This is a genomic window from Azonexus sp. IMCC34839 (assembly GCF_047047955.1).
In the GTDB taxonomy this organism is placed as follows: domain Bacteria; phylum Pseudomonadota; class Gammaproteobacteria; order Burkholderiales; family Rhodocyclaceae; genus Azonexus.
Window position 1 is genome coordinate 3,317,163 of the sequence record NZ_CP150631.1, and the last position, 13,855, is coordinate 3,331,017.

The following is a 13,855-nucleotide window of genomic DNA, read 5'->3' on the forward strand; positions in this document are numbered from 1 at the left end:
TGCCGCCCTTTGGGTTAAAATGCGCGCCAGTTTAAGAAACGAGTTGTCCATGAAAACTAGTTTTCTCGACTTCGAGCAGTCCATTGCGGACCTCGAAGCAAAGATTGAAGAGCTGCGCTTTGTGCAGGATGATTCCGCCGTCGATATCTCCGAGGAAATCGAGCGTCTGGAGCAGAAGAGCACGCAGTTGACCAAGGATATCTACGGCAAGCTGTCGCCCTGGCAGATTTCCCAGGTGGCGCGCCATCCGCAACGGCCGTATACGCTCGATTACATTTCACTGATCTTTACCGATTTCGAAGAGCTGCATGGCGATCGCGCCTTTGCCGACGATCACGCCATCGTCGGTGGACTGGCTCGCTTCAACGGCCAGCCGGTTGTCGTGATCGGGCATCAGAAAGGTCGCGATACCAAGGAAAAGATTTATCGCAATTTCGGTATGCCGCGTCCGGAAGGCTATCGCAAGGCATTGCGCTTGATGAAGCTGGCCGAGAAGTTCGGCCTGCCTGTGATGACCTTCGTCGACACGCCAGGAGCCTATCCCGGCATCGACGCGGAGGAGCGTGGCCAGTCGGAAGCGATCGGGCGCAACCTCTATGTCATGGCCGAACTCAAGGTGCCGGTGATCGTCACCATCATTGGTGAGGGCGGTTCCGGTGGCGCATTGGCCATCGCCGTCGGCGACGTGGTGCAGATGCTGCAATATTCGACCTACTCCGTCATCTCGCCCGAAGGCTGTGCTTCCATTCTGTGGAAGAGTGCTGAAAAGGCACCGGAAGCTGCCGAAACCATGGGCATTACTGCGCAGCGTCTGAAGACGCTCGGGCTGGTCGACCGTATCGTCAACGAGCCGATGGGCGGCGCGCACCGCGACCATGTAGCGATGGCGCAGAACCTGAAAAAGGCGCTGCAGGATGCGCTCAAGCAGCTGTCTGACCTGTCGACAGCGGAGCTTCTTGAAGCGCGCTACGAGCGGCTGATGAGCTATGGCCGCTACAAGGAACAAGCAGTCGCCTGATTTGTCGAGCCGGGTTGACGCGTTTCTGGCCGGACGCGTCACTCCTAATAGCCGACTTTGTGTTGGCTTGTCCGGTGGTTGTGATTCCGTCGTGCTCTTGCATCTGCTTGCCAAGAGCCGCTTCTCGGCTCAACTTTCGGCTATCCATGTGCATCACGGTCTCTCGCTCAATGCAGATGCTTGGCAAGCGCATTGCGTGGCCTTCTGTAGCGGACTTGATGTTCCGCTTTGCGTGCGTCACGTCGCAGTCGACCGCGCCGGCGGTGAGGGCCTTGAGGCTGCCGCTCGCCGGGCCCGTTATGCGGCCTTTGCTCAATGTGATGCCGATTTTCTTTTGTTGGCCCAACACCGGGGTGATCAGGCGGAAACCCTGCTCTTCAATTTGCTGCGCGGTGCCGGTGTGGTCGGTGTTGCGGCAATACCCGTCGAGCGCAAATATCTAGGAAAGCGCATCCTGCGCCCCTTGCTTTCGGTCTCGCGAGCCGAAATCGAAGCTTACGCCGAGGAATATGGGTTGAGCTGGGTGGACGATGAGAGCAATGCAGATATTTCTTTCAGCCGCAATTTTTTGCGGCATGAAATCCTGCCGACGCTGGCGGCTCGATTTCCTGGTGCCGAGTCGGGTCTCGCTCAGGCTGCCGAAAACTTTGCCGAGGCGTCAGCCTTGCTCGACGAGTTGGCGGCACAGGATTGGACGCATGTGGCACTTGGCGATGAAGTTCAAATAAAGCAATTGCGCCAACTCTCGACTGAGCGGATCAAGAATATGCTGCGCTTCCGCCTGCGCCAGCTTGGCTGGCGAACCCCTGATGCGCCAAGACTTGCCGAATTCGTCAGGCAGTTGCGGCAGGCGGCACCAGATAGGCATCCGGCGTTGCTGCTGCCTGACGGAGAAATGCGTGTTGCACAAGGTCGGCTGACTTGGAGGCCAAAATAAATACATTCTGTTACCGACCAGCATTCCGCGGTACAGGGCCTTCAGTTACAATCCTCAGATCATTTTCTCTGAATTAGGTCATGATTACTGGATCCATTGTTGCCATCGTCACCCCCATGCATGAGGATGGGAGTCTCGATTTCGGCTCGCTACGCAACCTGGTCGACTTTCATGTACGGGAAGGTACGGACGCGATCGTCGTCGTTGGTACCACCGGTGAGTCGCCGACGGTCAATCTCGAAGAGCATTGCGAACTGATCAAGGTGACGGTGGAGCACGCCGCAGGCCGGATTCCAATCATTGCAGGAACGGGAGCGAACTCGACGGCGGAAGCCATCGAATTGACCGAATTTGCCAAGAAGGCTGGCGCCGATATGGCGCTTTCTGTAGTTCCCTACTACAACAAGCCGACGCAGGAAGGGTTGTATCGTCACTTCAAGGCCATTGCCGAGGCGGTCGATCTGCCGATGTTGCTTTATAACGTGCCTGGCCGCACGGTGGCCGATATGTCCAACGACACGATCCTGCGTCTAGCGCAGGTGCCGGGAATCGTTGGCGTCAAGGATGCGACGGGTAATTTCGATCGTGCCTGCGATTTGATCGCCAGGGCACCGAAGGATTTTGCACTGTATAGCGGCGACGACATGACTTGTGTGTCGACCATCATGATGGGCTTTCACGGCAATATCTCGGTGACGGCAAACGTTGCTCCGCGGATGATGCATGAAATGTGCGTTGCCGCAGCCGAAGGCAATCTTGCCAAGGCCCGCGAAATCCATTTCAAGTTGCTGGGTTTGCATCGTGACCTGTTCTGCGAAGCCAATCCCATTCCAGTCAAGTGGGCGGTGCACAAGCTCGGCCTGATGCCGAGCGGTATTCGTTTGCCTTTGACGACCTTGTCTGACGCGGCTCAAGCACGAGTGCTTGCTGCTCTGCAACAAGCCGGTCTGGTCAGCTGAGGAGATGCATATGAATCGTCGTCTGTCTGGCTTGGTGCTGACCTTGTTTGCCGTCGCTGCGGCGGGGTGCAGTGTTATGCCCGAGTCGCGCAAGATCGACTACAAGTCGGCTGGCAGGGCGCCAACCTTGGAGATTCCTCCCGATTTGTCTCAGGTTTCACGGGATGAGCGGTATTCTGTCCCCGATACCGGAGGGAAGGGGAGTGCGACATTTTCTGCCTATAGCGCGGATCGATCTGTAACTAATCAAACGCAGAATTCGACCGTTCTACCGCAAGTCGATAAAATTCGTGTTGAGCGCTCAGGTAGTCAGCGCTGGTTGGTTGTTGCAGTACCTCCGGATAAGCTTTGGGATAACGTCAAGGAGTTCTGGCAGGAGTTGGGCTTCATTATCTCGGTCGAGCGCCCGGATGCGGGGGTGATGGAAACTGATTGGGCTGAAAACAGGGCAAAAATTCCCGATGACTTGATCCGCAGTACTTTGGGTAAGCTTTTGGATACGCTTTATTCGACCGGTGAGCGGGATAAATTCCGCACACGTTTCGAACCAGGCGCAGAGCCGGGTACGACGGATATCTATATCAGTCATCGTGGGATGGAGGAGGTTTATACTTCCTCGGCAAAGGACGATACGCGCTGGCAGCCGCGTCCGGCCGATCCGGAACTGGAAGCCGAAATGCTGCGGCGCCTAATGGTTCGACTTGGTGCCGACGAAAAGCGCGCGGAAGCGTCCCTGGCGGCAGTGGTCAAGGCTGAACCCAAGGCCAAACTGGCGGCGGCGGATGGCGGCAAGTTGGATGTCTACGAGCGTTTTGATCGTGCCTGGCGGCGTGTAGGCTTGGCCCTGGATCGTGTCGGGTTCACCGTTGAGGACAGGGATCGTTCGCGAGGGCTGTATTTCGTCCGCTATGTCGATCCGGAAGTGGATAATCGCAAGAAGGACGAAGGCTGGATGTCCAAGCTGGCCTTCTGGAAGAGCACTTCGGCACCGGCTAGCGCGCAAGTTCAGTACCGTATCCACGTGAGTGATGCTGGTGGGCAAAGCGCTGTCCAGGTTTTGACCAGTGAAGGTGGTACCGACAGGTCCGAAACTGCCAAGCGCATCCTTAACCTATTGCTGCAGCAGCTTCAGTAATAGCTTGGTCTGCTAGTAGAAAATCCCGGCGAATGCCGGGATTTTTTTGTTTACTTGTTGCTCGATGGGATCGATGTGTGCAGCTTTTACAAGCGCAACAAAATCAGGTGCACAAAAAAACGGGGCCGAAGCCCCGTTTTTCGTTGCGGCGAAGCCTGATTACTTCTTGGCTTCCATGCCAGCCATACCAGCTTGTTCAGCCGGCTTGGCTTCCATGCCTTGCATGCCAGCCATACCAGCTTGCTCAGCCGGCTTGGCTTCCATGCCTTGCATGCCGGCCATGCCAGCTTGCTCAGCCGGCTTGGCTTCCATGCCAGACATAGCGGCCGGTTGAGCCGGGGCCGGAGCCGGGGCGGCGGCAGCCGGTTCTTCCTTCTTACCGCAAGCGGTCAGAGCAACGGCGAGCAGGGCAGCAACGAGAATAGACTTGTTCATGGGATTTCCTTATCGACAAGAACCAATAAAATCTGAATTATCGGAGATCAGGAGCTACCTGATCAGACTGTAAGTATAGCACTGTTTCGTTGATTGACGACGTATTGGTGCGCTGCGCAATGGTAACGGAATATTACAGGCCGAGTGTAGATCCCGTTGCTGGTTCCCCGCCTTCAGCCCAGATTTCCGCAAAGCGGTTCGCATAGGGGTGGATTTCGTCAGCTTCATCGATCAGCAACTTGCTGCGTGCTTGGTCGCGGTCGAAGCGGATCAGAGCGTGCCGACCGTCCACCAATAGCATCGCATCGCGCAAATGGGCCAGTTGATCGGGTGTTTGCTGCGCCGAAATTTGGTGTGTGTAAGTCGAAAAGAGATTGGCGAGGCGCGGGTGCTGATGGCGTAGTGGTTCGGCATTGCGCACCGCAATATGAAGCGCATCGCGTTGGCCTGAATGCAGGAGTCGTTTCAGTTCATCAATCCGCGCAGGGGTGTCGAGCTTCATGGCGAGCAAATCCTCGTCATAAATGCGGATCGAGTGCTCGGCCATCGCCAGCAGGCGGTCTATGGCCAACTGGTAGTCAGCCCAGGAGGTGATCAGTTCGCGAGACATGGCGCTTAGTGTAACCGATTGATAGAATTCGCGCTTTTTTCGGAGACGAGCGTGCCGATCGGGATCATAGAGTCATTGGATCATGAGGCGAGAGGAATTGCCCGTCAGGAAGGCAAGGCCATCTTTGTCGATGGTGCTCTGCCGGGCGAGACTGTCGAATATGCCAGCTTTCGCCGCAAGCCAAATTACGAGCTGGCTCATCTGGTTGAGGTGATCAAGCCGTCCAATGCTCGGGTCGAGCCGAGTTGTCCCCATTTCAACATTTGCGGGGGGTGTGCGATGCAGCACCTGGAGCCGTCCACCCAGGTGGCAGTGAAGCAGCGCATTCTTGAAGACAGCTTGTGGCATATCGGTCGGGTACGCCCGGAAACCATGTTGCCTCCGATCCACGGCGAAGCCTGGGGTTATCGCCACAAAGCTCGTCTCGGTGTTCGCAACGTGCCGAACAAAGGTGGCATGCTGGTCGGCTTCCATGAACGGAGGAGCAGCTACATTGCCGATATCCGTACTTGCCCGATTCTGCCGCCGCACGTATCCGATCTGTTGATGCCCATGCGAGAACTCTTCGGTGCGCTCTCAATTTTCGATCGTCTGCCGCAAGTTGAAGTCGCTGTTGGGGAAGAGTGTACGGTGCTCGTTTTGCGCATTCTGGTGCCTCTGACGAAGAAAGACGAGACACTGGTCAAGGAGTTCGCCGATCGTCATCAAGTGGTGATCTACCTGCAACCGAAAGGGCCGGATACTGCGCAGCGCTTTTATCCGTTGCCGGGGCCGGCGCTAACTTATTCCTTGCCGGAGTTCGATGTTTCTTTCGAGTTTCGACCGACCGACTTCACGCAGGTGAACCACGCGGTCAATCGGGTCTTGGTCGGGCGAGCCTTGCGAATGCTTGATCCACAACCCGGAGAACGGATCGCAGACCTGTTTTGTGGCTTGGGTAATTTCACGCTGCCGATTGCACGTTCCGGTGCGACGGTTGTCGGCATCGAAGGAAGCCCGGGCTTGGTCAAGCGGGGCCAGGAAAGTGCACAGCGAAACGGCTTGGCGGGAAAGGTGGAGTTTGGGGTGGCCAATCTTTTCGATTGCACTGAAGAGTCTCTCGGCAGGCTTGGGCGTTTCGACAAAATGCTGATTGATCCGCCGCGCGAGGGGGCGATCGAGGTGGTCAAGGCCCTGGGGGCAGAGGCGCCAAGGCGAATCGTCTATGTTTCCTGCAATCCGGCGACCCTGGCTCGCGATGCTGCGGTGCTCTGTCAGGTCAAAGGGTATACGCTTAGATCGGCCGGCGTGGTCAATATGTTCCCGCATACGGCCCATGTCGAATCGATTGCACTATTCGAACGGAAATGAAAAAGGCGGCCTTGGCCGCCTTTTTACTGAAAGGGGAGCGATCAGTCGCGTTCGCCGGTCAGTGCCATGATCAGTTGCAGCAGGCTGACAAAGATGTTGTACAGATCCAGATAGACCGCGAGGGTGGCGCTGACATAGCTGGTTTCGCCACCCTGCACGATACGGCTGATATCGTAGAGCAGGTAGAACGAAAAGAGTACGACGACGACTGCGGCAATGGCGAGAGACAGGGCTGGGATCTGGAAGAAGATGTTGGCTACGGAGGCTAGCAGGACGACGATCAGGCCAGCGAAGAGGAATTTACCCATGCCGCTGAAGTCGCGTTTGCTGACGGCGGCGACGGAAGAGAGGGTGAAGAAGATCGCAGCGGTGCCTCCTCCGGCTAAGGCGATCATTGAGCCTCCGTTGGAGAAGCCCAGGGCAAATTGCAGGATGCGAGACAGCATCAGTCCCATGAAGAAGGTGAAGGCAAGCAAAAGTCCGACGCCCGTCGCGCTGTTGCAGTTTTTTTCGATGCCCCAGATGAAAGCCCAGGAAATGCCCAGGAAGAGCAGGAAGGAGATCAGCGGGCTGCCGGCGAAGAAGCTGAACCCCAGTTGAATGCCGACCAGTGCGCCGATGGCCGTCGGGACCATGGACAGGCCGAGCAGCATGTAGGTGTTGCGCAGTACGCGATTCTGCTGTTGAGCAAGATCGCCGGAGGTTTGGCGGGCAATTTCGAAATTGGTGGTCATTCAGCAGACTCCTTTTGCTGTTTCAGTTGAAGCGTAAGACTAGCGGACGGCCAGAGAAGTTTCAATCATTGGAAGCCCTGCTCCTGCGGTGGAAGGTTGGGCTGTGATATGATGCGCGCCGCACGGGGCTGTGGCAGAGCGGTTGAATGCACCGGTCTTGAAAACCGGCGTGCCGAAAGGCATCGTGAGTTCGAATCTCACCGGCCCCGCCAATTCCTACGCTTATAGTTCGAGAAAGTCACCGACCTCCCGGTCGCGGGCGAGCGTATCGGCATAGCCCAAGTCGATCAGCGCGCGGGTGTAAGGTTTCTCGAACAACAGGTAGCTGGTCAGCGCACCGCCACGCCGATTCATGGCACCCAATCCTCCCAATAAGAGTTTGACCGAGCGCGGCAAAGCCTTGGCGTGATCAGCTGCGATGCGATCGAGCCGTTCCGATGGGGAAATGATCAGCGAGTCGATCGGTTTAAGCGGCAGTCCGGCTGTTGCACGAACCTCCGGTGGAATGACCGAGAGCGTTCGATTGATGCGCTGCATGCGCTCGATATCGACCGCCAGGCTGTCCAGGAAGATGCTGGACAGTGCGTGGCCGGCAATTTGCGCCAGCGACGGATAGGCGCCCTCGGAGCGTCTTTCCTGGGTTTCGTGTTTGCGTCCGGCGCCGATGATCAGAATTTTCTCGGCGCCGAGGTGAATCGCCGGGGAGATCGGCGCCAAATGGCGCATCGAGCCGTCGCCGAAGTATTCGCGATGGATGCGCATGGCGGGGAAGACGAAAGGGATGGCACTGGACGCCAGCAGGTGGTCGATGCCGAGCTGGGCGCGAATGCCGATGCGCTGGACCCGTTGCCAGGGCTGGGTGCCAGGGTGGGCCTGGAAAAAGCTGATGTTTTCGCCGGATTCGTAGCCCGATGCGGAGATACTGACCGCGTGTAGCGCACCGCTGGCGATGCTGCGCTCGATGCCGGGGAAGTCGAGATGATGTTCGAGCAGGGTCCGCAGTGGGGAGTTGTCGAGCAGGGAGCGCGGTTGGTTACGAATGAGCCAGCCGAAGGCCATCAGCGATAGCCAGCGCGCACCGGAGGTAGCGATGCCGGCCGGGTCGGCACGGTAAATGTGCGACGCATGCATGTTGCGCCAGACGTTGGCCAAGCGAGAAACGGCCTTGCCGAAGTTGTCGGCTAGGCAGGCCAGGCTGGCGGCGTTGATGGCGCCGGCCGAGGTGCCGCAGAGAATCGGAAATGGATTGTGGCGTCGGTTGCTGGAAAGCTTCGAAATCGCCAACAGGACACCCACCTGATAGGCAGCGCGGGCGCCGCCGCCGGTCAGTACCAAGCCGGTCAGCGGGCGTGTCTTCGACGGTGATGAACTGGTTGTTGCCACCTTGACGAGCCCCCCTGTGCCGGACTGACTCGGATTCTTGCGGCGTCCGGACTATGACTGATGATGCCCGAATGCCAAGATGCCGTACAGGGGGTTAATCCAGCCGGCTACGTAGTGCGTCGGCCCAGCAGTTGGGGGTTTCGTACAGACGTACCTGTTCCAGGCGCAGGTGGTTGCCGTAGGTGTCGCGGTATACAGAATCCAGGCGCTCGAAGGCAATGCGTGCAAGGTTTTCAGCGGTGGGTACGCGATCGAGGATTACCGTCTTGTGGCCGGGCAGGGAGTTGAGAAAATCAACGATGGCGGTGTCGCCAGCGTAGGCAAGGAAAGCATGATCCCATTCATTGACCAAGTGCTCCTTGGCCAGGTCTTTGACCTGGGAGAAATCCATGACCATGCCGTTGGCCGCATCGCCGGCCTTGTCGATGACACTGCCCGACAGCGTGATTTCGATGACGTAGCGGTGCCCGTGCAGATGGCGGCACTGGCTTTTGTGGTCGGGAATCCGGTGCCCGGCGTCGAATTCGAGGCGGCGGGTAATCAACATGATGGTATTGCTTTCGAAAGCGGTCGCGGATTATACAATGTGCCATGCTCAGCACTAACGATCATCGCCGGGACAGCGCCGGCCTGCTCTACGTCTATCCCGTCGTGTCGCGCCGCGCCGGTGGGGTTTCGGTGGGTATCAACCTGAATCCGAACAATGCCTGTAATTGGGCGTGTGTTTATTGTCAGGTCGAAAACCTGCAACGAGGCGGGCCGCCACCGCTCGATTTGCCGCGGCTGCAGCGGGAGTTGGCGGGCTTCCTCGATGATCTACTGCACGGCGATTTCATGGTGCGCCATGTTGCGCCGGAAGTGCGGCAACTGAAGGACATTGCCTTCTCGGGTAACGGCGAGCCGACGAGCGCCCCAGAATTCCTGGCAGCCATTCGCTGCGTTCGCGGCGTGCTGGAGAGAGTTGGCTTGGCCGGCAAGCTCCCGGTGCGGCTGATCACCAACGGTAGCTTGCTGCATCGAGCCGAGGTACAGCAAGGAATTGGTGAGTTATCGGCAATGGGCGGCGAAGTCTGGTTCAAAATCGATCGCGCGCTAGCGGATGAGGTGGCGGAAGTTAACGGTATTCAGCAAGCGCTGGATAAAACGGCGCGCCACTTGGCTATTTGCGCCGATCTGGCGCCGACCTGGGTGCAGACCTGCTGGTTTGCGCTGGATGGCGTGGCACCGTCGACGGCTTCGCGGCAGGCCTATTGCGATTTGCTACGGCCCTTGGCGACGCAAGTTGCCGGTGTTCACCTCTACGGTTTGGCACGTCCTTCCATGCAGCCGCAGGCTCCGCGCCTGAGCCGCTTGCCGGCCGACGAGCTTGAGGCTTTTGCCGAGCAGATACAAAAAGAAACGGGCATCCGGGTGACTGTTTCCCCGTAATGCCCGTTGCTGCGGTGCACGCCCCGTTTGGGGCAAAAATCAGGCGGCCTTCTTGGCGTGGCTGCGTGCCGACTTCTTCAGCGACTTGTACAGTTCCGGTTCCTGCGACTTCAGGTACTCGATCACTTCCCAGTCTTCGCGCTTGATGCCCTTGATGTCGATTTGTTCGACATGTACCAAGCGCAGCAATTCACGTACCGGCTTCGGCATGTTGCGGCCGCTTTCATAGCGGGAACCACCACTCTGGGTCACGCCCAGGGTGGACCAGAATTGCTGTTGGTTCAGGCCAAGCTTGCGACGGATTTCGCGAGCGTCGATCTTCTCGATGGTCTTGACGGTGGTCATCATTCAATCTCCATTCGCTAGTGTCATTAGGGTACCCAAGCATCCTAGCGCTATATGACTTAGGTAATATGACCAAGTGTATATGCATGTATGACAAAGTGCAAGTGTCAATGCCATAATTATTTTTAATATCTGCGATTAATTTTATTAAAAATCATATTTTGAACCTTGCGGAATTCTCTGGGTCGGGAGGCGGTTAGGGCTTTGCGAAGCAGGAGTCGATGCACTAATATTTGGCATCAAAATCTGACTGAGGTTCGTTCGATGCTGGTTCGGGAAATCCTTCGCGTCAAAGGTGGAACGCTCTACACCGCGACGCCGCAACAGTCGCTGGCGTCTGCGATCGATCTAATGGCGGATCTCGATCTTGGCTCCCTGGTGGTCATGGAAGGGGGGAAGATGGTCGGTATGCTGACCTTCCGCGAGGTGCTGCGCGCTATGAAGCAAAGCGGCATGCAGCCGGATAACGTGACGGTCGGTCAGGTGATGATGGCTGAGCCGGCAACCGGCTATCCGGACATGGAAGCGAATGATCTGCGCCGCCTGATGATCGATAAGCACTCGCGCTATTTGCCCATCGTGGAAAACGGCGTGCTGCTCGGCGTGATTTCGTTCCTCGATGTGGCAAAGGCGGTGCTGGAAGAGCAGAGCTTCGAAAACAAGATGTTGAAGAACTACATCAAGAACTGGCCGGACGAAACGCCGGCGTGAGATTCCGGGATTCGCACGAAAGGCGGCTATGGCCGCCTTTTTCATTGTCCGAGAGGCTGAAATCGGGGCATTGGCTCCCGAAAGCTCGGCATGGAGCGTGATAAACTGCGTACTTCCCTGAATATTGGCAGCACCCTATGTCCGGTAATACTTTCGGTACCCTTTTTACGGTCACTTCTTTTGGCGAGTCGCATGGGCCGGGTATCGGCTGTGTGGTCGATGGTTGCCCCCCGGGGCTGGCGCTGTGTGAAGCCGATATCCAGGCTGAGTTGGATCGCCGCAAGCCGGGTACTTCGCGCCATGTCACCCAGCGCCGTGAGCCGGATACCGTGGAAATCCTGTCCGGGGTGTTTGAGGGCAAGACGACCGGAACGCCGATCGCGCTGTTGATCCGCAACCAGGATCAGCGCAGCAAGGATTACGGCAATATCGCTTCGACCTTCCGTCCGGGGCATGCCGATTACACCTATACCCAGAAATACGGTTTTCGCGACTATCGCGGCGGCGGTCGTTCGTCGGCGCGCGAAACCGCTGTGCGCGTGGCGGCCGGGGCGATTGCCCGCAAGTGGCTGAACGAGCGTTACGGCGTGAGCATCCGCGGCTGGATGAGCGCACTTGGTCCGATCGAAATTCCTTTTGTTGCGGAAGCAGAGATCGACGGCAACGCCTTCTTCGCGCCGAACGCCGGCATCGTGCCGGAGCTGGAAAGCTATATGGATGGCCTGCGCAAATCACTGGATTCCGTGGGTGCCAAGATTACCGTCACTGCCCGCGGCGTGCCGGTGGGCTGGGGTGAGCCGGTTTATGACCGCCTCGATGCAGAGATTGCCTACGCCATGATGGGCATCAACGCGGTGAAGGGCGTCGAGATCGGTGCCGGTTTTGCCAGCGTGGCGCAAAAAGGCAGCGAGCACGGCGACGAAATGACACCGCAAGGCTTCGCCAGCAACCACGCCGGCGGCATCCTTGGCGGTATTTCGACCGGGCAGGACATCGTGGTCAATATGGCGATCAAGCCGACCTCGTCCATCGCTCAGCCGCGCCGTTCGATCAATCTCGATGGCGAGGCCATCGAAGTGGCGACCGAAGGGCGTCATGACCCCTGCGTGGGTATTCGGGCGACGCCGATTGCCGAGGCCATGCTGGCGCTGGTGTTGATGGATCACGCGTTGCGCCATCGTGCCCAATGTGGCGATGTGGACTGCAAGACCCCACGCATCGCAGGGAAAATCGCATAGAATCGAAAGCTTTTCGACGTTAATTTTTAGTAGAACGCTGCACTTAGGGAGCCCATCATGCAAGTCGATCACCACGACCTCCATTCCGAATTCCCCGAGATGGCCGATGCCATCGATGCGCTGAAGAGCGGGAATGCCCACTTCGCCAAACTGTTCGCGACCTATCACCGTCTGACCGGCCGCGTCGAGGATCTGGAAGAGAACGACATGCCGGTCGCCGACTTCACCATCGAAGATATGAAGAAGCAGCGCGTCAAGTTGAAGGACGAGCTCTACCACATTCTGCTGGCCTACCGCGCTGGCCAACAGGCTGCCAAGTAAGAAGCGCAGCCTCGCCCGAGGGTGCATCCGGTAAAATCGCCGGATGCACGCTTTGCCCTACTGGCGCCTCTCGGGTTACTACTTTTTCTACTTTGCCTTCATCGGCGCGTTCTCGCCGTATTTCGGGCTCTATCTTCAATCGCTGAATTTTTCTGCCTGGGACATCGGACTTTTGATGTCGCAGATGCAGTTGATGCGCCTATTCGGCCCCAATGTCTGGGGTTGGGTGGTGGATCGCTTCGGGCATCGGCTGGCGGTCATCCGGCTGGCTGGAGCGGTTGGGCTCGCGGGGTTCCTCGCCTTTTTCTGGCTCGACAAACTGCCGGGCATGTTGCTGGCCATGGCGGTGCTGGCGTTTTTCTGGAGCGCTGCGTTGCCGTTGGTCGAGGCGCTGACTTTCGATCATTTGCGCGAAGAGTCTGGGCGCTACAGCAAGTTGCGTGTGTGGGGTTCGATCGGCTTCATCGTTGCAGTTATGGCGACCGGGGCGGTGCTCGATCGTGTGCCGCCGGTTGGAGTGTTGTGGGTATGCGCCTTGATCCTGGCGGGTATTCTGGCGTTTGCGACGGTTTTGCCCGAAGCGCCGCACATCAAGCATCACGAATCGGCGCCGGCCATTGGCGAGATACTCAAGGCCGGCCCCGTGCGCGGTTTCCTGCTTGCATGTTTCGCCATGTCGGTGGCGCATGGCGCTTATTACGTCTTTTATTCCATCCATCTGGCCGATCATGGCTACAGCAAGACGAGTGTCGGCCTGTTGTGGTCGCTCGGGGTGCTGGCCGAAATCGTCGTCTTCATGGCGATGCCGAAGCTGTCGCGGCGCTTTTCGTTGCGGCACATCATGCTCTTCTGCTTTGCCACGGCGGCGTTGCGCTTCGTGCTGATCGGCTGGGGCGTGGAATCGCTGGCCGTCATGGTCTTCGCCCAGTTGCTGCATGCCTTTACCTTCGGCGCTTACCACGCATCGGCCATCGCTGCCGTGAGCCAGTGGTTTCCCGGCAAGGCGCAGGCGCGCGGGCAGGCCTTGTATTCCAGCTTGACCTTCGGTGCCGGCGGTTTGCTCGGCGCACTCATCAGCGGAAGAACCTGGGATGCCTGGGGGGCGGGATGGACCTTTTCGCTCGGTGCGGCCTTCGCTTTGCTGGGCTTGTACTGCATCTGGCGCTGGCTGCATGTGACTGCTGCGGTGCACGGGCCAAAATGGCAAAAAACCGACGATCCTGTGCAATAATCCAAAGCTTTCTGGCCTAC

The 13,855-nt window shown here is 58.0% G+C and carries 16 protein-coding genes and 1 tRNA gene; 11 read left to right on the forward strand and 6 right to left on the reverse strand.

All coding sequences use genetic code 11. From position 1 onward, the window contains the following. The first annotated feature begins 49 nt into the window (after window positions 1-49). From WIF35_RS16245 to bamC, 4 genes are all read left to right on the forward strand, one after another. Window positions 50-1,018, forward strand: coding sequence for an acetyl-CoA carboxylase carboxyltransferase subunit alpha (locus WIF35_RS16245; RefSeq protein ID WP_412479261.1), 969 nt, complete (start codon window positions 50-52; stop codon window positions 1,016-1,018). Between the two features lie 91 nt (window positions 1,019-1,109). Further along, window positions 1,110-1,955, forward strand: coding sequence for a tRNA lysidine(34) synthetase TilS (gene tilS / locus WIF35_RS16250; RefSeq protein WP_412479262.1), 846 nt, complete (start codon window positions 1,110-1,112; stop codon window positions 1,953-1,955). 80 nt (window positions 1,956-2,035) lie between these two features. Then, window positions 2,036-2,914 carry a 4-hydroxy-tetrahydrodipicolinate synthase gene (gene dapA / locus WIF35_RS16255; RefSeq protein WP_412479263.1) on the forward strand — a complete coding sequence of 293 codons (879 nt, stop codon included), beginning with the start codon at window positions 2,036-2,038 and terminating at the stop codon, window positions 2,912-2,914. A 10-nt stretch (window positions 2,915-2,924) separates the two neighbouring features. Then, window positions 2,925-4,049 (forward strand): outer membrane protein assembly factor BamC, encoded by a 1,125-nt coding sequence (gene bamC / locus WIF35_RS16260; protein WP_412479264.1) that lies wholly within the window; start codon window positions 2,925-2,927, stop codon window positions 4,047-4,049. Window positions 4,050-4,208: 159 nt separating this feature from the next. Here the strand turns inward: bamC and WIF35_RS16265 are convergent, their stop codons facing one another. Together WIF35_RS16265 and WIF35_RS16270 are read right to left on the reverse strand one after the other, a co-directional pair. Then, window positions 4,209-4,484: a hypothetical protein gene (locus tag WIF35_RS16265; protein WP_412479265.1), complete on the reverse strand. Its 276-nt coding sequence runs from the start codon at window positions 4,482-4,484 to the stop codon at window positions 4,209-4,211. Window positions 4,485-4,617: 133 nt separating this feature from the next. After that, window positions 4,618-5,094, reverse strand: a complete 477-nt coding sequence (locus WIF35_RS16270; RefSeq protein ID WP_412479266.1) for a hypothetical protein — start codon at window positions 5,092-5,094, stop codon at window positions 4,618-4,620. A gap of 51 nt (window positions 5,095-5,145) precedes the next feature. On the opposite strand from WIF35_RS16270, the gene rlmD reads away from it, so the two are divergent. Continuing rightward, window positions 5,146-6,444 carry a 23S rRNA (uracil(1939)-C(5))-methyltransferase RlmD gene (rlmD, locus tag WIF35_RS16275; RefSeq protein WP_412481255.1) on the forward strand — a complete coding sequence of 433 codons (1,299 nt, stop codon included), beginning with the start codon at window positions 5,146-5,148 and terminating at the stop codon, window positions 6,442-6,444. A 41-nt stretch (window positions 6,445-6,485) separates the two neighbouring features. On the opposite strand, the gene WIF35_RS16280 is transcribed toward rlmD, so the two are convergent. After that, window positions 6,486-7,178: a Bax inhibitor-1/YccA family protein gene (locus WIF35_RS16280; protein ID WP_412479267.1), complete on the reverse strand. Its 693-nt coding sequence runs from the start codon at window positions 7,176-7,178 to the stop codon at window positions 6,486-6,488. A gap of 124 nt (window positions 7,179-7,302) precedes the next feature. On the opposite strand from WIF35_RS16280, the gene WIF35_RS16285 reads away from it, so the two are divergent. Next, window positions 7,303-7,390: transfer RNA gene (locus WIF35_RS16285), tRNA-Ser, on the forward strand. A 10-nt stretch (window positions 7,391-7,400) separates the two neighbouring features. Here WIF35_RS16285 and WIF35_RS16290 read toward each other — a convergent pair. Next, window positions 7,401-8,561 carry a patatin-like phospholipase family protein gene (locus tag WIF35_RS16290; RefSeq protein WP_412479268.1) on the reverse strand — a complete coding sequence of 387 codons (1,161 nt, stop codon included), beginning with the start codon at window positions 8,559-8,561 and terminating at the stop codon, window positions 7,401-7,403. Between the two features lie 94 nt (window positions 8,562-8,655). After that, window positions 8,656-9,108, reverse strand: coding sequence for a 6-carboxytetrahydropterin synthase QueD (queD, locus tag WIF35_RS16295; RefSeq protein WP_412479269.1), 453 nt, complete (start codon window positions 9,106-9,108; stop codon window positions 8,656-8,658). Between the two features lie 44 nt (window positions 9,109-9,152). Here queD and WIF35_RS16300 point away from each other — a divergent pair, with 44 nt between their 5' ends. Then, on the forward strand, window positions 9,153-9,989 hold the full coding sequence (locus tag WIF35_RS16300) for a radical SAM protein (protein ID WP_412479270.1): 837 nt from the start codon (window positions 9,153-9,155) through the stop codon (window positions 9,987-9,989). A 39-nt stretch (window positions 9,990-10,028) separates the two neighbouring features. On the opposite strand, the gene WIF35_RS16305 is transcribed toward WIF35_RS16300, so the two are convergent. Further along, window positions 10,029-10,334: a helix-turn-helix domain-containing protein gene (locus WIF35_RS16305; RefSeq protein WP_412481256.1), complete on the reverse strand. Its 306-nt coding sequence runs from the start codon at window positions 10,332-10,334 to the stop codon at window positions 10,029-10,031. Between the two features lie 264 nt (window positions 10,335-10,598). Between WIF35_RS16305 and WIF35_RS16310 the strand changes: the two genes are divergently transcribed. From WIF35_RS16310 to WIF35_RS16325, 4 genes are all read left to right on the forward strand, one after another. Beyond that, complete coding sequence (locus tag WIF35_RS16310; RefSeq protein ID WP_412479271.1) at window positions 10,599-11,045, forward strand: CBS domain-containing protein; 447 nt, start codon at window positions 10,599-10,601, stop codon at window positions 11,043-11,045. 137 nt (window positions 11,046-11,182) lie between these two features. Beyond that, window positions 11,183-12,283, forward strand: a complete 1,101-nt coding sequence (gene aroC / locus WIF35_RS16315) for a chorismate synthase (protein WP_412479272.1) — start codon at window positions 11,183-11,185, stop codon at window positions 12,281-12,283. A 57-nt stretch (window positions 12,284-12,340) separates the two neighbouring features. Further along, entirely contained in the window at window positions 12,341-12,604 is a 264-nt protein-coding gene (locus WIF35_RS16320; protein WP_412479273.1) for a YdcH family protein, read from the forward strand. A 43-nt stretch (window positions 12,605-12,647) separates the two neighbouring features. Next, entirely contained in the window at window positions 12,648-13,835 is a 1,188-nt protein-coding gene (locus WIF35_RS16325; protein WP_412479274.1) for an MFS transporter, read from the forward strand. Window positions 13,836-13,855 lie beyond the last annotated feature (20 nt).

Coding starts and splice junctions, on each gene's coding strand:
- WIF35_RS16245 (WP_412479261.1), top strand. CDS start 50: ATGAAAACTAGTTTTCTCGACTTCGAGCAGTCCATTGCGGACCTCGAA.
- dapA (WP_412479263.1), top strand. CDS start 2,036: ATGATTACTGGATCCATTGTTGCCATCGTCACCCCCATGCATGAGGAT.
- bamC (WP_412479264.1), top strand. CDS start 2,925: ATGAATCGTCGTCTGTCTGGCTTGGTGCTGACCTTGTTTGCCGTCGCT.
- WIF35_RS16265 (WP_412479265.1), bottom strand. CDS start 4,484: ATGAACAAGTCTATTCTCGTTGCTGCCCTGCTCGCCGTTGCTCTGACC.
- WIF35_RS16270 (WP_412479266.1), bottom strand. CDS start 5,094: ATGTCTCGCGAACTGATCACCTCCTGGGCTGACTACCAGTTGGCCATA.
- WIF35_RS16280 (WP_412479267.1), bottom strand. CDS start 7,178: ATGACCACCAATTTCGAAATTGCCCGCCAAACCTCCGGCGATCTTGCT.
- queD (WP_412479269.1), bottom strand. CDS start 9,108: ATGTTGATTACCCGCCGCCTCGAATTCGACGCCGGGCACCGGATTCCC.
- WIF35_RS16300 (WP_412479270.1), top strand. CDS start 9,153: ATGCTCAGCACTAACGATCATCGCCGGGACAGCGCCGGCCTGCTCTAC.
- WIF35_RS16305 (WP_412481256.1), bottom strand. CDS start 10,334: ATGACCACCGTCAAGACCATCGAGAAGATCGACGCTCGCGAAATCCGT.
- WIF35_RS16310 (WP_412479271.1), top strand. CDS start 10,599: ATGCTGGTTCGGGAAATCCTTCGCGTCAAAGGTGGAACGCTCTACACC.
- aroC (WP_412479272.1), top strand. CDS start 11,183: ATGTCCGGTAATACTTTCGGTACCCTTTTTACGGTCACTTCTTTTGGC.
- WIF35_RS16320 (WP_412479273.1), top strand. CDS start 12,341: ATGCAAGTCGATCACCACGACCTCCATTCCGAATTCCCCGAGATGGCC.
- WIF35_RS16325 (WP_412479274.1), top strand. CDS start 12,648: ATGCACGCTTTGCCCTACTGGCGCCTCTCGGGTTACTACTTTTTCTAC.